Here is an 18976-nt window from a genome sequence, read left to right as displayed (position 1 = left end):
GCCTGCTCATAAGCAGGCGTTTTTTCTTGTAATCAGTATGTAATAAAACACATGAAATTGTAAATAGTTTTTGAAGTTTTTTCTATGTTTCTAAAATTTTTCATGTTAAAATATGCTATAGAATTGAAACATATAAAACGAAGGTGGCTAGGTGCTTTGTCTGGAGGATCTGACCAAGTAAACAATATGATATATATTAATGGTAATCGTCGGGGTCATTGTTTTATTACATCTGGAATTACGTTTAAAGAGTTTGCAAGTAACATCCCTTCACCGCTTCATCAAGTATTGCTTTTAAAGCATAATTTTGAGTGGACAGATTTTCATTATCATACTTTATTTGAATATGTTGAGGAAGAAAACATACATAAACTCATTCAAGCAGAGATTGATGAATTTGATGAATTTTGTTGGGTAGATTTCGATGATGCAAGCGATTTAGATGAGTTAGAGCCAAAAGAAATTGCAGAATTATTATATTTGGCTCACAAAAAAGAACCACTTGGAAGAACGTTCTTCCCATTGTTGAAGAATAGATTCGTTTATTTTTCACATGATGACGGTTGGTACAACAAAGTGTATTACCGTAGAATCGGTGATTTTGTAGGAATGCTAAGTAAAGTGATTCCATATAAACTCGGTTCGTTTGGAAAGAAACGTTTTACTTTCTTCCAAAAATCAAAAATTTTCCCAGCAATTTCAAAGGAAGTTATCCTTGGGCTTATGCCGTTAATGGAAGATGGATTATACATTGATTTAGCGGGGAAAATTGAGTCGAGAAGAGGTCTTGAAATTCCGGTATATGTAGTAGGATCATTCGAAAGTACGGATGAGGTACTAGATAATATCGATGAATTGAAAGCGGAAGCAACAGAAACGGGTTGGCTCATTTTTGATAAGAAAGAACAAGAGTGGCAATGGGTTGTAGACTAAGAAAACTTGGCGCATGAAGTCAAGTTTTCTTGTCTTTTGAAAGGAGAACAAATGAAGAAATATTATACAATTGTGGGTATTGTAAGTATTATTCTCGTGGCAATATTACTTATAACTTGTCCGAAAGAATCAGATTTTAAATTGTATTTAGAGGATAAGTATGCATTGAAATGTGACGAGAGTAGTTTTGAATGCACGCAAAATGTAGATGAAAAAAAAGAGAAATTACAGTTTGAAAGTATTGATGCACGAAATGGTGTTTTCTTTATGACTGTAAAGCAAACGTATAAAACAGAAGCTGGTGTTACGAAAGAATATAGCGGAGTAGGTATATTCGGTACATTTCTTTTTGTTTCAGAGAAGACTTTCTAGTAATAGAAGGTCTTTTTTTTATGCTTATGTTCATATAGATGAAGTAAGACAAGCATAGGAGGGGTATTGATGAAGAAGGGATGTATCGTTTGTGGTGGTGAGGAGTTTTTTTCTTCAACATTATATGCACGTACGAAACAAGATTGGGCATATGCGCCAAACATGTACCGATTTGAAAAGGTGTTTATTGAGCATAGAGATGAAGAAAATTATCCAGTTTTTCAAGAAATTACAGCGAAGCATTGTTGTGGATGCGGTCATATTATGTTGTATCACGAATGAACACACCAAGTATAACTTGGTGTGTTTTTTTTAAAACGCTGACAAAGCAAGCGGATAGAGTAAAGTAAATAAAACAGAAAAACTACCAAAACCAATTGCGGTATATCCGAGTGTTCTCGCTCCAAAATTGACAGCTAATAAGCCAACTAAAATAGCAAGGGAGCCGAGTGTAACAGGATAAAAAGCAATGGAGAATAACGAAAGAAATAATGCGACATAGCCGATCATTGCACCGGTATTTGTACCTTCTATTTCATTTGCAATTTCTTTGCGCTCATGTCTAATCGGAATACCAGCCGGAGATATTTCAGCTGCATACTCTTCGTTTTTTTCACCACTTTTAAAATGATGATTTCTCTTTCTTCGCATGTACATCCCTCTCTTTCAATTGGGTGTATCTATAGTATCTTTCATAAGGAGCAGAACATGAGTATGAGTTAAACCCAAGTAAAGCAAAAATTGGAGAAAATAGATTCCGTTGTTATCCTGTTTATCCCGCTATTTGCTGTGCAGTAAGACCCCCACCTCAAAATTCGGCTGGAGCAAAGAAGTTAGATGGGAGTCGGGCTGCCAGTAAAAGCCCGATTGGTTCAAATAATAATCAGTGGGGGACGAACAAACACCCCCACTGATTAAAGTTTCACTTTATCTCCTTATGAAGATAAACAGGGATTTTGGAACATGATGTAGAATGAAATGAATGATAATACGTGAAGGTAGGGGAATGTATGGCGAAGTTTAATTGGCATGAATCGGCAGAGAAAAAATGGGATAACAATGCAGAGTTTTGGAATCAAAATAGTCAAGAAATGTGGGATAGCGGGAGCAGGAGTACAATCATTCCATTTTTTGAGCAGTACGTGGAAAAGGAAGTACAAGTGTTAGATGTTGGCTGTGGTGATGGGTATGGTACATATAAATTAAGTCTTACTGGCTACAAAGCGGTTGGGGTGGACTTATCGGAAGTTATGATTCAAAAGGGTAAGGAGCGCGGAGAAGACCCAAACTTATCTTTTATAAAAGGTGATCTTTCTTCATTACCATTTGAAAATGAGAAATTTGAAGCAATTATGGCAATTAATTCTTTAGAATGGACCGAGGAGCCGTTGCGAGCATTAAATGAAATAAAGCGTGTTTTAAAGAAAGATGGATACGCATGTATTGCAATTTTAGGACCGACAGCAAAACCGAGAGAGAACAGTTATCCGCGCCTATATGGCAAAGACGTTGTTTGCAATACGATGATGCCTTGGGAATTTGAACAGTTAGCAAAAGAACAAGGATTTGAAGTTGTAGATGGTACCGGCGTATATAAGCGCGGAGTAAATGAGAAGATGTTAGGTCAGCTACCTACAGAGTTACAACAAGCGTTAACATTTTTATGGGTATTTATGTTAAAAAACGTATAACAAAATTGAAGGGTTTTAGGAGGTAAATAAGTGCAGAAAATACAAAAAACTGATACAATATCATCAGAATCAATTAAAGGGGGACTAGGGTATATGACAACTACTACAACAGTTAAATCTGATATTGAAATCGCACAAGAAGCAAGTATGAAGAAGATTCAAGAAATTGCAGCTAATTTAAATATTTTAGAAGAAGAACTAGAGCCATACGGACATTATAAAGGCAAGTTATCTCTTGATATTTTTAAGCGTTTACAAGATGAGAAAGACGGTAAAGTTGTTTTAGTAACAGCGATTAACCCAACTCCAGCAGGAGAAGGTAAATCAACAGTAACAGTTGGTTTAGGTCAAGCTTTTAATAAAATTGGTAAGAAAACAGTAATTGCACTTCGCGAACCATCTCTTGGACCAACAATGGGATTAAAAGGCGGAGCAGCAGGTGGCGGTTATTCTCAAGTAGTACCAATGGAAGATATTAACCTTCACTTTACTGGAGATATTCATGCGATTACAACTGCCAATAACGCATTAGCGGCGTTCATTGATAATCATATCCAACAAGGAAACACACTTGGAATTGATACGCGTAAAATCGTTTGGAAACGCTGTGTTGACTTAAATGATCGTGCCCTTCGTAACGTAGTAATTGGCCTTGGTGGACCGGTTCAAGGTGTACCACGTGAAGATGGTTTTGATATTACAGTAGCATCTGAAATTATGGCCGTATTCTGCCTTGCAACAGATATTCAAGATTTAAAATCACGTCTATCTCGCATTGTTGTCGCTTATAATTTTTCAAATCAACCTGTAACAGTTAAAGATTTAGGAGTAGAAGGAGCGTTAACACTTCTATTAAAAGATGCATTAAAACCGAACTTAGTACAAACATTAGAAAATACACCAGCTATCATTCATGGCGGACCATTTGCGAATATCGCTCACGGTTGTAACAGCGTTATCGCTACGACAATGGCAGCAAAATTAGGTGATTATGTTATTACAGAAGCTGGATTCGGTGCAGATTTAGGTGCCGAGAAGTTTTTAGATATTAAAGCACGTGCAGCTGGTATTAAACCAGAAGCGGTAGTTATTGTTGCGACTATTCGTGCGCTTAAAATGCACGGTGGTGTGGCGAGAGATCAATTAAAAGAAGAAAATGTAGATGCGTTAGCAAAAGGTATGGAGAACTTACAGAAGCATGTTGAAACAATTCAAAGCTTCGGTGTTCCTTTCGTAATTGCCATTAACAAATTCATTACTGATACAGATGCAGAAGTTGCATACTTACAAGAATGGTGCAATGAGCGTGGCTATGCAGTATCCTTAACAGAAGTTTGGGAGAAAGGTGGCCAAGGCGGAGTTGACCTTGCTGAGAAAGTGTTAAAAGAAATTGAAAAAGGTGAAAACAACTACGCACCACTTTATGAATTAGAATTACCATTAGAAGAAAAAATTCGTACAATTGCTCAAAAAGTGTACGGCGCAAAAGATATTGAATTTGCTCCGAAAGCACGTAAGCAATTAGCTCAATATGAGGGAGAAGGTTGGAGTAACCTACCGATTTGTATGGCGAAAACACAATACTCTCTTTCAGATGATGCAACAAAATTAGGTCGCCCATCTGACTTTATCGTTACAATTCGTGAATTAAAACCATCTATCGGTGCAGGGTTTATCGTTGCGTTAACAGGAACAATGTTAACAATGCCAGGCCTTCCAAAACAGCCAGCTGCGCTGCAAATGGATGTAAATGAAGATGGAAAAGCAGTAGGTTTATTCTAAAAGGTTGTAATTCATCTCGTTTATCTGTAAACTATATATACATCAAGTGGCGCCTTTCCATCGAAAGGCGCCTGTTTTTTGGAGGAAATTATGTTTGATCCAACTGCTTTTGAAAATTTAAAGGTAATTGTGGAAGGAGCTGTCTATGATTTCGATTTACACGGTGATATTCTCGTAACGGATCGAAAAGATGTGATGGACCTTGCTTCATTAAGTCGTATGTATAGTATTTCATTTCAACTAACAGAAACATTTAAAACGATGGTAGAGGCGACATTTTCACTATCTGTTGATGCAAAGAATTTATCAGGTGAAATATTAGAAGTACCTCAGTTTATACCAGGTTGTGAAATGAAGCTGGAATTCTCGTTCGAAATGGAGCAACCAGAGATAGGATGCGAAGAAATTGAAACTTTATTGCATTCTATATGGGGAAAAGAGCGAATGATTACGCAAAAAATTTCATACGAATATAATAAGCAAGCGATTTCATATCATAATAAGGTAGAGGTTCTATTTCAAAAATCGATTACAGAAGACCATGTTGATGATTTAATAGCTGTTATTTCACACATGATAGAAACGGTGCGAACAATACAACATTTTCTTCAAAAATAGAGATAAAGGAGAAAAACAAATGATAAAAGATATGCAACCATTTTTACAACAAGCTTGGGAAAAGGCTGGTTTTAAAGAATTTACTGAAATTCAAAAACAAGCGATTCCAACTATTTTAGAAGGACAAGACGTTATTGCTGAATCTCCAACTGGAACAGGAAAAACATTAGCGTACTTATTACCACTTTTACATAAAATTAATCCTGAAGTTAAACAACCTCAAGTTGTAATTTTAGCGCCAACTCGTGAACTTGTTATGCAAATTCATGAAGAGGTTCAAAAGTTTACAGCAGGAACGGATATTTCAGGTGCGTCTTTAATTGGTGGTGCGGATATTAAGCGCCAAGTTGAAAAATTAAAGAAACATCCGAGAGTTATTGTCGGTTCACCAGGACGTATTTTAGAGTTGATTCGCATGAAAAAATTAAAGATGCATGAAGTGAAAACGATTGTATTTGATGAGTTTGATCAAATTGTAAAACAAAAGATGATGGGTGCTGTACTTGATGTAATTAAATCAACGATGCGCGATCGTCAATTAGTGTTCTGCTCGGCGACAATAACAAAAGCTGCAGAAGATGCGGCACGTGATTTGACAGTTGAACCACAATTAGTACGTGTAACACGTTCAGAGGCACAGAGCCTAGTTGAACATACGTATATCGTTTGTGAGCGTCGTGAAAAAAATGATTATATTAGAAGAGTTATGCATATGGGAAATGTAAAAGCAGTTGCCTTCTTAAATGATCCATTCCGTTTAGATGAAATTACTCAAAAACTGAAGTTCCGTAAAATGAAAGCAGCAGCACTTCATGCAGAGGCAAGCAAACAAGAGCGTGAAGTAACGATGCGCGCGTTCCGTAGCGGGAAATTAGAAATATTACTTGCTACTGATATTGCAGCACGTGGATTAGATATCGATGATTTAACACACGTAATCCACTTAGAGTTACCAGACACAGTAGACCAATATATTCACCGCTCAGGACGTACTGGACGTATGGGTAAAGAAGGAACAGTTGTTTCTCTTGTAACAGAACAAGAAGAGCGTAAATTACTTCAATTTGCGAAAAAATTAGGTATCGTGTTTACGAAACAAGAAATGTTCAAAGGAACATTTGTAGAATCGAAACCACCAGCACCAAAGAAAAAGAAACCAGCTTTTACTGGTAAGAAAAAGCCTAGATAAATAATTGGGAAGACGTAACTATGCGTAGTTACGTCTTTTTTTGTGGAATAATAGATGGAATTTTATTAACGACTATTAAAATTTCATCTATCGTAACTTTAAAAATATTAACGATTCTACAGGGAATATTGATAAAGGTGTAGCATTTCTAGTTTAGTTTGTACAAGGAAGTAACATAAAAAGAGTCAAATATTAACATGATACGAAATAATAAAAAGAAGGTACATGTATGGCTAGGAAATTAGGAATGTTTTTAAATACGAAACATATTGAAGTAAACGAAGGAATAAGAAAGGCGAGAGAATGGGATTTAGAATATATTCAACTATATGCTATGAATGAGAATTTCAATTTAGCTAATATTTCAAAGTTAGAATGGATTACTTTAAAGGATAGCTTATCTTTTAATGGGATTAAAGTCCCATCATTAGCAATTAGTTTTGGAGAAAGTGGAATTGTAGGGGCGGAAGATGAAAGTGTAATAGAGCAGTTGAAACGTGTTGCTGATAAGGGATTAGAATTAGGAGCAAACATAATAACGGCTCACATTGGAAAGATTCCAGATGTTGAAAAGAGCGAGCGATATGAAAAGATGCAAAGGGCTTGTTATGAGATAGGGGATTTATCATTAAAATTAGGGGAAGTCTTTGCTATTGAGACGGGATCTGAAAAAGCAATAGTGTTAAAAAGATTTTTAGAAAATATAAACTCAAAAGGACTAGCAGTTAACTTTGACCCAGCGAATTTAATAAGTGATGTAAATGAAAATCCGATAGAAAGTTTATTCCTATTAAAAGATTATATAGTACAAACGCATATTAAAGACTGTAAAGAATTGAAAAGCGATAGTTCAAGTAAGTATATAGAAGTCGCAGCAGGAAACGGTGAAGTAGATTTCAATATATTCTTCAAGGCATTAGATGAAATCGGATTCGACGGTTATTACATGATTGAAAGAAATGATTATTTTAACGAACTTGACGGGATGAATCAGTCGATAAATTTTGTGAAGAGGTACATATAAACTCAAAAGGAATAACAATAGCACTTGTAGAAACCTACATAGAATATAAAAACCATTAGGGGGAAAACAAATGATCCATAAAGTTGGACAAATTATGTTATACGTAAATAATCAAGATGAGGCAGTAAATTTTTGGACGGAAAAAGTAGGATTTCATGTAATTGCAGAGGAAGATAACAAGCAAGGAATGAGATGGATTGAAATCGCTCCGACTAAGGGTGCAGAAACGAGTATTATACTACATAATAAAGAAGTTATTTCGAACATGAGCCCAGAATTAAATCTTGGTACACCGTCCTTAATGTTCTTCTCAGAAAATCTTGATCAATTATATAAAGAGCTAACAAATAAAAATGTTACTGTTGGAGAAATGGTAACTATGCCTTCTGGTAAAGTGTTTAACTTTGCTGATAGTGAAGGGAATTACTTTGCAGTAATGGAACAGAAAAAATAATTGTATTGTTATGTGAAAATCCCCCTTGTAAATAATGAGGGGGATTAAATATTTGAAGTGAATTTTTTATTAGCGAGTTGTTCTATAAAAAATGTTCCTTTTTCAATAGCAGTCTCAATATAACCAACGATTTGATCAAATGAAAACACTTGTAAGTTTTCGTGCAAGTGTTGCTCAGGATATAGCATATCTTCAAAAATATATTGCCGAAAAGCTAAAACATTCTTTCTAGAAATCTCCTCTATATTCACAATGTTAGCCTCTTGATTAAGTAGGGCGAAGAGCTGCTGTTCTTTATCGTAATGATGCAACAATTGTGCGTTCAATAATTTAAAATCGTTATAGTACATAGGTGCGATAGTTTCGTCGTTTTCTATTCTGTTTTTAAGCCAAGGTAGAAAAAAGCCGCTTAGCCAATTATCATCGGCAATGAGGTGGGTATAATAACCTAAAATATAAGGGGAATCCATATGATCTTCGTATTTATGAATAAATGAATCATAATCTATTCTTCTCGTATAGTTCTTCGTTGTACCAGCGTAAAAATGTGAAGTTCCTTTTTCTTTTTTTGAATGAACAGCATCAGGAGCTACACCACCAAGTAAGAAAGAAGTTTTATCTTGAATAGATAGTTTCTCTGCAATACCGCTCGCGATAATGATATGCATAATTCGTGATCCCATGAATAACACCTCTATTTCATGTATTCATTTTAGGGAGCTGTCTGAACGTGGAGTATTACTTTCCCTGTACTTTGTCTACTTTCGACCCATTCATGTGCTTTCCCTGCATCTTGAAGAGGAAAAGATTTCGTAGCTTTAATTTGTAAACTTCCATCGCGTAAATAACGGAAAACTTGATTCGCAGTTTCTTGAAGCAATTCAGGACGTTTTTTCCGTGTAGTGCCAAAGCTGAAACCGAGTATAGAACGGCAACTTGCGTGTAAATCTTTCGTTTGAAAACTACCAACTTCTCCGCTAGCATTGCCGAAATGGACGAGACGACCGTAATAAGCAAGGCATTCTAAACTTCTTTCGGACACAGTACCAGAAATAGAATCTAAAATAATATTAACGCCTTCTCCGTTTGTAAGCTGATTTACCCTCTCTACAAAATCTTCATCTTGATGACAAATAACATAATCGGCTCCTGCATCAAAAGCGATTTTTCTTTTCGCTTCACTTCCAACAGTACCGATAACTTTTTTAGCGCCTAATAGTTTTGCAAGTTGAATCGCTGTAGTACCAATTCCACCAGCAGCTGCATGGATTAGAACTGTTTCATCTTTTTGTAGTCTTGCAACATTTGCAAGTAAATTGTAGCTTGTAAAAGATACGATAGGGCAGGCAGCTGCAGCTTGAAAATCGACTTCATCAGGTAAAACGAAAGTAAGATTTTCGTTTGCGACAACGTATTCTGCGTAAGATCCGTTTTGAGGGAAAGCGATGACACGTTGTCCAGAATGAATATTTTTCACTTGAGAACCTACATGTTCTACAATACCAGCTACATCTATACCTGGAATAAAAGGTAATGCTTTGTTTCCTTTTTTGCCATAGCGTGATTTAATATCGGCGAAATTAACACTAGTAGCAACAACACGAATTAAAACTTGATTGTCTGAAATAGCCGGCATCTCCACGTCTGTATATTTCATCACTTCAGGACCACCGAACGAAGTTACAACGATAGCTTTCATATGCATCCTCCTAAATTTGAATATATATATTATTTTAAATCTTTATTAGAAATTGGAAAATTATATAATTGTTATGCAAGGTTATAAGTGAAGCTTATGAAGTCATTGGATCATTGTATTAATGTATATAAAAAACTTTTTGAAAAAATCGAACGAAATATCAATTACTTGCCAATATATAGTGTAGGACAAAGGAGGGATGGTACATGAAGGGTGAAACAGTGTATTCAGATTTAATCCAATTAACTTTATCAGGCAATAAAGAAGCATATAGCGAATTGTATGATAAAACAATTCAAGAAATATATAAGACAGCACATTTTTTAATAGAAGACAAAGCAGATGTAGATGATGTCGTTCAAGAAATATACATACAAGCTATATGAATCGCTTCGTAAATATGATAGCGAGAAGCCATTTAGACCTTGGCTAATTGGACTTGCGATTAAACAAATTCATTCTTATAGAAGGAAGAGGTGGATGCGACTACGAATTGTAAAAAAAGCAGAAGAGCAAAGAAAACCAGTACAAATTGATTTTTCTAGCGATGTTGTAAGTAAAATATCAAATCAAAAATTAATCGAACTCATTCATAAGTTACCGTATAAATTGAAACAAGTTATTATCTTAAGATACTTACACGATTACTCTCAAGAAGAAGTAGCACAAATATTACATATTCCAATCGGTACAGTGAAGTCTAGAATTCATGCGGCATTAAAGAAACTACGTCAAAAAGAGCAAGTAGAAGAAATCTTTTTAGGAGAGGTAGGGAATGTGAAATGAGTTTAGATTGTAGAGTTAGAGAATCTATACAAGAAGAAGCGAAGGGGATTATTGCCCCGCCGGAGTTAAAAGAAAAAGTAATTGTTCAAATAAAAATGAAGAGCGGGGGAAGTAAAAGGAAGAAGCGCCTTATCGCAGGAGTGCTTGCAGCCGCATTTTTAATCCCAACGACTGGTTTTGCTTACCAATCTATTATGGCGGATGGTATATACGGATCTTTTGAGAACTTAAAAAAACATGCCGGAGCTATAACATTAGAAGGATACATGCGTTTTAATGTAAAGTTATCACAAGCGAAAGACGAAATGGGTGCGAAGGAATATGAAGAGTTTACAAAAGAACTAAAGAAATTAACAAATGCAAAGCTTGAGTACGGGGATTCGAACGGTAATATTGATTATGATCAATTATCACCAGCTAAAAAAGAGGAAATGAAAAAGGTAGAAATGGAACTTCAGCCGTATTTTGATAAATTAAATGGCCATAAATCTAGTAAAGAAGTATTAACTTCAGAAGAGTATGAACGATATATGGAAGCGTTAATGTCATATCAAACTGTATTAGTAAAAGCGAAATCGAGTGGTGGGATAACAGTAGAAGAAGTACCTGAAGCGTATAAAGAAAGATTTATTAAAGCAGAACAGTTTATGGAGTATGTAGATGAAAAGGTGAGATAAGTAAAAAAGCTCATAGCTTAAGCTGTGAGCTTTTCTTATTGAAACGTAAATATATTAACCACCTATTCCTTTTGCTAGCAATAAGAAATATACAAATATTATTATGACTCCATTTAATGTCGTACCAACTATTTTAAATAGCCAATTCTTTGATGCGATCGCAAAAATAATACCGAGTAATGAAAGAATACTTAGAAGCACAATAATTAATGTTAAATTTGCATTAGGTCCTCTTAAAATAAAGAAAGAACATATACTTGTGATAAACGTTAGAAACGAGAAAGTCCCTAATTTCATAATAAGTCTCCCTTGTTTGAAATGTATTTTGATTTAGTGCGCGACTTTCTTTAGTTTAACATAAATTTCCTATTACCAATTAAATATATGAACAATAAAAAACGAGTATAAAATCTATGCGATTTCATACTCGTTTTGTTATTACTTAAATTTCCTTACCGCATGTATAGCAACTCTTACAAGGAGTATGACACTTATAAATAAACTATCATAACCAACAAAACTTAAAAATTGAACATTAGGTTCTTTTGCATACATGTCAGGGCAGAATTATCTTGATTTGCTTAATAAAGTGAAAGTGGGAAATCACTTAGTTATATTCCTTACTATTCTCTTTGTCTTTTTGTATAAAACAATCTAAAAGAGAATAGCCAGCTATTAAACTTATTATCGTAACAAAAGTTGTATTTATAAGAATAATATTAGCTAAATAAGGTAGGTATGCACCAACTGGTGAAAAGAGTAGAGCTGGAGAAAAGGAAATGAATAGCGTCGGCAACGTAATCGCGATAAATTTATCCGGTTGAAAGCGCCAGTTTTGTTTACTCGTTTCGCGATTAATGGATTGAAGGAATCGTAATAAAATGCCAACTATAAGAGGGAAGAGTGTAAAGTAGAATAATCTTGGATAAACGTTAAAGTTCACCTGCGCGTCTGTATCTAAATAAAATTGAATTTTCACTCCGACAAATAATAATAAGACGATAAATAAGGTGAAGCAGAGATATAGCATCACTTTTTGCATTACATTCCACCATCCTTTACTCAAAATATATTCAAAAAAAGAAGAGATATACAATAACTACTGTTGTATATCTCTTCTTTTACGGTTATTTAATAGTGGAGTTTGCTTTTTCTTGCTTCGTGAAATAATCTATAATGCCCATCGCGCTAATTTCTATATCTAGATGTAAAATGTTATAAACAGAATGATTGGATGGAACATTTAACTTTGTAAGATGAGAAGAGATTTTATCCATTAATAAAGTTTGTAATGCTTTAGTAGCCTCATCGAAATCATTATACTTTTCAAAGACCTCTTTACCAGTATGAACGAAAACAGGTAACCAATGTTCAAGTTGGTTATATACTTCTGTAACATTGGATGATGCGCCGTAATGACCGAAATAAATAGTATCTACATTCATACTTTGAATATGATTTTTAGAAGCAATCATCGCATCTGGCTGGAATTGTGAAGGAGACGTTGATGGTAGATATAGTTCTACATCAAGGTCTGCGAGTTCTCTATAATAAATTCCTATTGTATCGCCAGTAAAAATGCCGTTTGTTAATGAATCGTGAATGCTAATATGGTGCTTCGCATGTCCCGGTGTATCATAAAATGTGAGTGTACGGTCTTCTTCAATTTTTAATGTATCACCATTTTGTACAATATGAACACGTTCTTCTTCAATTGGAAGAATTGGATCAAAAAGTTTATCAAAATCTTCTTTGTACACAGCTTTTGCGCCAAGAATTAGTTTTGTTGGATCAATCATATGACGAGCACCGCGAGAATGCACATATAAAGTAGCGTTTGGACATTTTTCCATCATTAAACCAGCAGCCCCGGCGTGATCTAAATGAACATGTGTAACGATAATGTTTTTTACATCATTTAAATTAATATGTAATTGCTGTAAGCCGTCTAAAATATAGGGAAGAGAAGGGGCCGCACAAGTTTCAATTAAAGTAATATCGTCACCTAATAAAACGTATGTACCTGTGCGTTCATCATGTTGTAAGTCATAATCATCAATAAGATATAGATGAGAAGATAGTTGTTCTACTTTTTTCATACTTACCACTCCTTATATACGGTATGTATCTATTATACGCTAAAAATAGAAAAAGACAGAAAACGAAAGCTCGTCTTCTGCCCTTTTGTAATGTAGTTATTTCGTTTGTTCTTTATTGATAGACATAACGAACAGTCCAACAATGCCGCCAACGATCGGAAGCATAATTTCTCCTGCTAAATTAAAGTAGGAGCTTAAAAATAAACCATTTACATCGATTACCCAGCCAATAACATACAATAACATCATATATAGTACGAAATAAAACTCGCGATTTGAAATCGTTTCATGTTGTGCAGTTTTCATAATGAACACCATCCTTTTCTATTATAATGGAAATATAAACTGTCACATTTTGTTCACAAATTAATTGTAAAACTTTCCATCATAAAAGTCTAGTATATTGTGTCGAATTTTCGAACAAAAATAAAGCGCTATCATTCCGGTATGTGAGTACGTAATAAGAGCTGTATATTCACGAATGTAGTATAGTATAAACATAGAATGATAGTGAAGAGAGGGATAGGAACAATGACAGTTTATGATTTTTCAGCTAAAACAATAACAGGAGAAGAAAAATCGTTAAAAGATTACGAAGGAAAAGCACTTCTTATTGTAAATGTAGCTAGTAAATGTGGATTTACACCACAATATAAAGGGTTACAGGAAGTATATGATAAATATAAAGATCAAGGACTAGAAATACTCGGTTTCCCTTGTAACCAATTCGGAGGACAAGAACCAGGTACAGAAGCGGATATTACTAGTTTTTGTGAGTTGAACTTCGGTGTAAACTTCCCGATGTTTGCAAAGGTTGATGTGAAAGGTGATAAAGCTCATCCTCTGTATACATACATGACAGAGCAAGCACCAGGTTTACTCGGTATGAAAGCAGTAAAATGGAACTTTACTAAGTTTCTAATCGGAAAAGACGGGAAAGTAGTAGGACGTTTTGCGCCGCAGACGAAGCCGGTGGATTTAGAGGTTGAGATTGAGAAGGTGCTTGGGGAATAATTAGGAGTTAGCTATCTTTTATTATGTTTACTAAAAAACACCTCAAAGAACAAAGTAGCTCTTTGAGGTGTTTTCTTTAAACTCACATTATCAAGATTAAATCACTCTATCGTAGTCGTTTGATTTAGGCAGAGAAGCTGCTTTTTTCATAAGCACTTCCCATAAGTGTACGGATGTCTTCCATTCGGCTGCGGCCTGTTCCTTTTGATACATAGCGTTCTCATAACTGAAAGTAAGTTGTTGCATATCGGTCGAATTGTAAAGTGTATCGATGTGGAGAGCGTATTCTCGGAATGTTTGACTTTCACCCCGTGGTATGCCGATTCTCGCAAATTGTTTTAAAAGTGCACCGTAAGCTTTTTGATAAACAGCATCATCTTTTCGGTATTTATAGAAAAGAATAATAAAAAATGTAATCCATTTCATTCTAGTGGTGAAGAGAATGTATCCGATGATACTAATCGGTATCGTAGAGAGGAATACGTACCACCAAGAAAAATCATTTTTGGAATTTGTGATCTTTTTAGTAGAGGCTTCTTCTGTATTTTCTATTAAACTTTTGAGCTTTGCTTCATTGTTCCGTTGGTGTATTGGCTCGTTATTAGAATTATTTACTTCGTTATTTTGTGAAGTAGAAGCAGGAGTATTATTTGTGAAATTATAGGGATTGGTAAATCCTTTTGTTGGTTCGAATGGAATCCATCCGTATCCTGGGAAATATACTTCGACCCAAGAGTGTGCGTTATTGTTCGCGATTGTATAAACATTCTCACCTTCTGTACTAGCAAGTGTATTCTCCAGAGTTCCTTCTGTATAGCCTTTTACCCAGCGAGCGGGAATCCCGGCAGAACGAAGTAACACGATCATAGACGTCGAAAAATTATTACAGTAGCCGCTTTTTGTATCGAAAAGGAATTGATCTACATAGTCTTGGTTTTTGGCAGGGTATAAGACATTCATTGTTTCGTATACAAAAGAATTGTCTGTGAAGTAATTTTCAATAGCTAATACTTTGTCATATCGGTTGCCTTTATCATTTGTAAGATTAACAGCTAAGTCTCTTACTCGCTGCGGTAATGATTCGGGAAGTTGTGTGTACTTTGTCATGAAATAAGGACTTGTTTCATGACCTTCATTCGTTTTTACAGATTTCAAATTTTCTATGGAAAACTCCGGAATCTCATATGTTACTTTATACGAATTTAAAGTAGTAGAAGAGTCTCCTTGCATCGTATAGATTTTTTCTGAAAATGGGTCAACGCTGTATGATACATCAGAAGAAGCCTCAACTGATACTAATCCTGCTGGATAGGTAAGGTGAGGATAACTTTTTTGCATGGTGATTGTTGCCTCAGTTATCTCCGTTTTTGTATTTGGTTCGTACCAGCTCACGACGTCGTTTTTATTTTTAAAAGAAACTTTTTTTCGATTTTCAGAAAGATCCCAACCTTTTCCTGTATAAAAATCTTTTGTTTCTACTCTCCAATATTGTTTGTTTTGCGTTTGTGCTGTAAAAACAATTGTATTATCGGCCTTAAAAGGGCCACCTAATTGCGAGTCATATAAACCATATCCAATTTTAGAAACTTCTTGTTCTTTACTTGCTTCAGATGTGTTGAATTTCAAAAAATCCATTGGGTTTGGCCATTGAGGGCCAAATTTTGGAGCAAAGTATGCGATGGTTGCTGACAATACAATAAATATTGTAAGAGGTCTAAGTAATTTTGAGATTGCTCCAGCATAATTTTGTAAGTGTTCCATCTTTTTTATTCGTTCTATTTGAAGAAGACTAAGTATAAAAAAGCCGATGACAACAGTACGAATAATAGCGTAGTTTGCATTGTATAAATGTAAGTTATGAAAAGTTGTGATATAAATAATAGTCAATGCAAGAAATAACAACCCACGTTTTTTATGAATAACCCAAAAAGAGCTGAAAGAACTCAAAAACCAAAATGATAGAAAAAATAATAATGTTGGAAAAACTGGAGAAATATCTAGCAAATCCCCCTGGAAAAACAGAGAGGAATTTCGAGAAATATCAGCAAAAAATTTTGTTAGCCAAGATGGATTTATAAAAGCATTTTTATAATACAGGAAATGAATGATGAATAAGATCGTGACGATCTTTATTGGAATCTGCCACCTTGTTTGAAAAAAAGAGAGAGTGAAGCAAATCCCTATAAATATTACAAAAATATCTAATCTACCTACGTTTGTAATACCTATAAGGGGTCTTAGCCATTCTAGTAAAAGTAGAAGTGCACATACATGCATGAAGAATCTGCTCATATCCCATTTGTATTTTGTTCGTAATGTTATCATTTGCTCACCTCAAAAAACACGTTTGTATACCGGTTCCCATAAACCACATTTACAAATATTTTTCGTTTTTGTAGAGTTTCTAGAATACTTAGTTCTCGATGTGAGAGTTGATTTGCTTTTTCTTTCACGACAAACACCATTAATTTTCTGTTTTTTATAGCAGCAAAGTCAGCCGTCTTTTGAATATCGGGAGAAAGATCGCTTGTTACGAGTATAATCGTTACGGGCTCATAAATTTTTCTTAATTCCATTTCTACACTCCGGGAGAGCGGGAATACACTGTCTGCTTGTACTTTCGCTAAATGACAAAAGATTTGTTGTAACTGACTATCTCCATTGTCTAAAGGGAAAAAAGTTCGTTCTTTTCCGACAGACACGAATGACGCTGGTGAATTTTGCTTCAAGACAGCCCTTACAATAGAGGCGGAAAATGTTACGACTGATTCGAATAGAGGGGACTCAGTTCTGTCCATAAATATCATGATATTATGGCTGCGCTGTTGTTCAAACTCTTTCGTCATAATGTTGTTTGTTCGTGCAGTTGCTTTCCAATCAATCCATGAAAAGCGATCACCAGGCTTATATTCTCTGACACCGACAGAAATTGTAGAGTCCTTTGCTAAATTTATATTTGCTGAAAGCGCTCCTTGTTCGAAATGATTTTCCAATTGTCGATACGTTATAGCTACATACTGGGGATAGACTAAAAATGTATCTAGAACTGAAAAAGTTACTTCTTTCTCCATCATTCCGAATAGATCACCAGTTTTGACACGTACGCTTGAAAAAGTGTGCTCTCCTCTAGGGATTGTGTCAATTGCATATTGAAACGAAATATTTCGTTTCAATCCTGGAAAGAGTATTACCTTATTCACCTTCGTTTGTCTAAAATTTGTAAATTGTGATGGCAGTTCATCTTCTATAATTAAATAAAGTAAGGGAAAAGGAAATCTTCTTTTTATTGTAATAGTGCTTAAAAATTGTTCTCCTGCTGCATATTCATTTTGGTTTGTTATTCGTTTTACTTCAGCGTCTCGTAAAGCGTAGAAGGGAAGTAGTAGTGAATAAAGACCAATAGGAATCGTACTGTAAAACAAAAACCAACTTACAAATCCTCCTTGAAGCATAGCGTACACAAATGTTAAGACTAGGCATAAAGGTATTAGCAATAACTTCGTAACGTGATATAGTGCTCGTAGTAGTCGTTTCATCAAAGGTTTTTCGTCCTTTGAGTCGGCACGGTAGTTCGTGCAACGATTTTGGCGATAACTTGTTCTCCTGTTATTCCTTCAAATCTTGCTTCCATTTTTAGAATGAGTCTGTGAGCTAAAACGTAAGGAGCTAAAAATTTAACATCGTCTGGAATAACATAATTTCTGCCATGGATGAATGCATAAGCTTGTGAAGCTTTCATTAAAGCGATTGAGCCGCGTGGACTTGCACCTAGCTGTATAGAACTATAAGAACGAGTCTGACTAACAAGCTTTACAATGTAATGCTTGATTGCTTTGTCCATGCTTACTTCCCGTACGCTTTGTTGTAAATAAAGTAATTCTTTGATTGTTGTAATAGCTTGTAAATGGGAGAGTGGGTTTGTTTTTTCCATCCGGTTTAAAATTTCAAATTCTTCTTCTGGTGTAGGATATCCCATTCTTAGCTTCAACAAGAAACGATCGAGCTGAGCTTCTGGTAAAGGATATGTTCCCTCATATTCGACCGGATTTTGTGTAGCCATTACAAAGAAAGGTTTTGGTAACGATCTTGTAATGCCATCTATTGTGATAGTGCCTTCTTCCATACTTTCAAGTAAGGAAGATTGTGTCTTTGGAGATGTACGATTAATTTCATCAGCAAGTACAAAATTCCCCATAATCGGTCCAGGCTTGAACTCAAATTGGAGTTCTTTTGGATTATAAATAGAAACACCTGTTACATCTGACGGCAGTAAATCAGGTGTGAATTGAATACGCTTGTAATCGGCATCAATGGATTTAGAAAGAGCACGTACTAGCATTGTTTTCCCGACACCGGGAACATCTTCTAATAGTACATGACCTTCAGCTAAAAGAGCTGTCAAAGCTAAGAGTGTTTCTTTTCGTTTTCCGACCATTAATTTTTCAATATTGGTGATTATTTTTTCTACTATGGGATGTAATGAATCAAGCTGGGGCATCGTAATCCTCCTAATTTTATTATCTTTTCTAATTCATTTTTATGTTAAAGAAAAGGAGTTCCTTCATTTTAATGCAGTATAATAGTAATCTAAGAGGTAAGTAGGAATGGTTTATATAAGTTCATATTGAGAACTTATAT

General features: G+C 35.1%; 21 protein-coding genes and 1 pseudogene. 12 read left to right on the top strand and 10 right to left on the bottom strand.

Annotated elements, in window-relative coordinates:
• The first annotated feature begins 156 nt into the window (after window positions 1-156).
• The 3 genes from SB773_RS22180 (at window position 157) to SB773_RS22170 (ending at window position 1587) form a co-directional block, all read left to right on the top strand.
• On the top strand, window positions 157-933 hold the full coding sequence (locus SB773_RS22180) for a hypothetical protein (RefSeq protein WP_002085994.1): 777 nt from the start codon (window positions 157-159) through the stop codon (window positions 931-933).
• A 51-nt stretch (window positions 934-984) separates the two neighbouring features.
• Window positions 985-1305, top strand: a complete 321-nt coding sequence (locus SB773_RS22175; protein WP_002118741.1) for a hypothetical protein — start codon at window positions 985-987, stop codon at window positions 1303-1305.
• A gap of 69 nt (window positions 1306-1374) precedes the next feature.
• Window positions 1375-1587 (top strand): hypothetical protein, encoded by a 213-nt coding sequence (locus SB773_RS22170; protein WP_002012518.1) that lies wholly within the window; start codon window positions 1375-1377, stop codon window positions 1585-1587.
• Window positions 1588-1617: 30 nt separating this feature from the next.
• Here the strand turns inward: SB773_RS22170 and SB773_RS22165 are convergent, their stop codons facing one another.
• Window positions 1618-1956: a hypothetical protein gene (locus tag SB773_RS22165; RefSeq protein WP_001253195.1), complete on the bottom strand. Its 339-nt coding sequence runs from the start codon at window positions 1954-1956 to the stop codon at window positions 1618-1620.
• A 359-nt stretch (window positions 1957-2315) separates the two neighbouring features.
• Here SB773_RS22165 and SB773_RS22160 point away from each other — a divergent pair, with 359 nt between their 5' ends.
• From SB773_RS22160 to SB773_RS22135, 6 genes are all read left to right on the top strand, one after another.
• Window positions 2316-2996, top strand: coding sequence for a class I SAM-dependent methyltransferase (locus SB773_RS22160; protein WP_002085991.1), 681 nt, complete (start codon window positions 2316-2318; stop codon window positions 2994-2996).
• A gap of 93 nt (window positions 2997-3089) precedes the next feature.
• Window positions 3090-4778 carry a formate--tetrahydrofolate ligase gene (locus tag SB773_RS22155; protein ID WP_002031556.1) on the top strand — a complete coding sequence of 563 codons (1689 nt, stop codon included), beginning with the start codon at window positions 3090-3092 and terminating at the stop codon, window positions 4776-4778.
• 90 nt (window positions 4779-4868) lie between these two features.
• Window positions 4869-5396 carry a hypothetical protein gene (locus tag SB773_RS22150; RefSeq protein ID WP_002065080.1) on the top strand — a complete coding sequence of 176 codons (528 nt, stop codon included), beginning with the start codon at window positions 4869-4871 and terminating at the stop codon, window positions 5394-5396.
• A gap of 19 nt (window positions 5397-5415) precedes the next feature.
• On the top strand, window positions 5416-6585 hold the full coding sequence (locus SB773_RS22145; protein ID WP_002012513.1) for a DEAD/DEAH box helicase: 1170 nt from the start codon (window positions 5416-5418) through the stop codon (window positions 6583-6585).
• A 229-nt stretch (window positions 6586-6814) separates the two neighbouring features.
• Entirely contained in the window at window positions 6815-7609 is a 795-nt protein-coding gene (locus SB773_RS22140) for a sugar phosphate isomerase/epimerase family protein (RefSeq protein WP_410592117.1), read from the top strand.
• A 70-nt stretch (window positions 7610-7679) separates the two neighbouring features.
• Window positions 7680-8063: a VOC family protein gene (locus tag SB773_RS22135; protein WP_410592115.1), complete on the top strand. Its 384-nt coding sequence runs from the start codon at window positions 7680-7682 to the stop codon at window positions 8061-8063.
• A 44-nt stretch (window positions 8064-8107) separates the two neighbouring features.
• Here SB773_RS22135 and SB773_RS22130 read toward each other — a convergent pair whose 3' ends face one another.
• Window positions 8108-8746 carry a zinc dependent phospholipase C family protein gene (locus SB773_RS22130; RefSeq protein WP_410592113.1) on the bottom strand — a complete coding sequence of 213 codons (639 nt, stop codon included), beginning with the start codon at window positions 8744-8746 and terminating at the stop codon, window positions 8108-8110.
• Between the two features lie 29 nt (window positions 8747-8775).
• Window positions 8776-9762, bottom strand: a complete 987-nt coding sequence (locus tag SB773_RS22125; RefSeq protein ID WP_410592110.1) for a quinone oxidoreductase family protein — start codon at window positions 9760-9762, stop codon at window positions 8776-8778.
• Between the two features lie 206 nt (window positions 9763-9968).
• On the opposite strand from SB773_RS22125, the pseudogene SB773_RS22120 reads away from it, so the two are divergent.
• Window positions 9969-10548 (top strand): annotated as a pseudogene (locus tag SB773_RS22120) (sigma-70 family RNA polymerase sigma factor).
• The gene (locus tag SB773_RS22115; RefSeq protein WP_410592108.1) at window positions 10545-11225 is read left to right on the top strand and encodes a DUF3600 domain-containing protein; all 681 of its coding nucleotides are present in this window, start codon (window positions 10545-10547) and stop codon (window positions 11223-11225) included. Before SB773_RS22120 ends, SB773_RS22115 begins: the two are co-directional and overlap by 4 nt.
• A gap of 54 nt (window positions 11226-11279) precedes the next feature.
• Here SB773_RS22115 and SB773_RS22110 read toward each other — a convergent pair whose 3' ends face one another.
• The 4 genes from SB773_RS22110 to SB773_RS22095 form a co-directional block, all read right to left on the bottom strand.
• Window positions 11280-11522 (bottom strand): hypothetical protein, encoded by a 243-nt coding sequence (locus SB773_RS22110; protein WP_131246654.1) that lies wholly within the window; start codon window positions 11520-11522, stop codon window positions 11280-11282.
• 310 nt (window positions 11523-11832) lie between these two features.
• Entirely contained in the window at window positions 11833-12267 is a 435-nt protein-coding gene (locus SB773_RS22105; protein ID WP_078181557.1) for a hypothetical protein, read from the bottom strand.
• A gap of 85 nt (window positions 12268-12352) precedes the next feature.
• Window positions 12353-13324 (bottom strand): MBL fold metallo-hydrolase, encoded by a 972-nt coding sequence (locus SB773_RS22100; RefSeq protein WP_410592105.1) that lies wholly within the window; start codon window positions 13322-13324, stop codon window positions 12353-12355.
• A gap of 96 nt (window positions 13325-13420) precedes the next feature.
• Window positions 13421-13630 (bottom strand): DUF3925 family protein, encoded by a 210-nt coding sequence (locus tag SB773_RS22095; protein WP_002127081.1) that lies wholly within the window; start codon window positions 13628-13630, stop codon window positions 13421-13423.
• Window positions 13631-13855: 225 nt separating this feature from the next.
• On the opposite strand from SB773_RS22095, the gene bsaA reads away from it, so the two are divergent.
• Window positions 13856-14338, top strand: a complete 483-nt coding sequence (gene bsaA, locus SB773_RS22090; RefSeq protein ID WP_131246652.1) for a glutathione peroxidase — start codon at window positions 13856-13858, stop codon at window positions 14336-14338.
• 96 nt (window positions 14339-14434) lie between these two features.
• Here bsaA and SB773_RS22085 read toward each other — a convergent pair whose 3' ends face one another.
• From SB773_RS22085 to SB773_RS22075, 3 genes are read right to left on the bottom strand one after another with little or no spacing between them, the layout of a single operon-like run.
• Complete coding sequence (locus SB773_RS22085) at window positions 14435-16663, bottom strand: transglutaminase TgpA family protein (RefSeq protein WP_410592102.1); 2229 nt, start codon at window positions 16661-16663, stop codon at window positions 14435-14437.
• Entirely contained in the window at window positions 16660-17874 is a 1215-nt protein-coding gene (locus tag SB773_RS22080; RefSeq protein ID WP_410592100.1) for a DUF58 domain-containing protein, read from the bottom strand. The genes SB773_RS22085 and SB773_RS22080 overlap by 4 nt, the downstream gene beginning before the upstream one ends.
• A complete protein-coding gene (locus SB773_RS22075) occupies window positions 17874-18836 on the bottom strand; it encodes an AAA family ATPase (protein WP_341024188.1) in 963 nt (320 codons plus the stop codon). Before SB773_RS22075 ends, SB773_RS22080 begins: the two co-directional genes overlap by 1 nt.
• Window positions 18837-18976: the final 140 nt, after the last annotated feature.

Origin of the sequence: Bacillus sp. SIMBA_074, assembly GCF_046534555.1 — a bacterium.
Taxonomy (GTDB): Bacteria; Bacillota; Bacilli; order Bacillales; family Bacillaceae_G; genus Bacillus_A; species Bacillus_A mycoides.
Note: the sequence above shows the minus strand (reverse complement) of the source record. Positions and strands in the feature narration are given on the sequence as shown.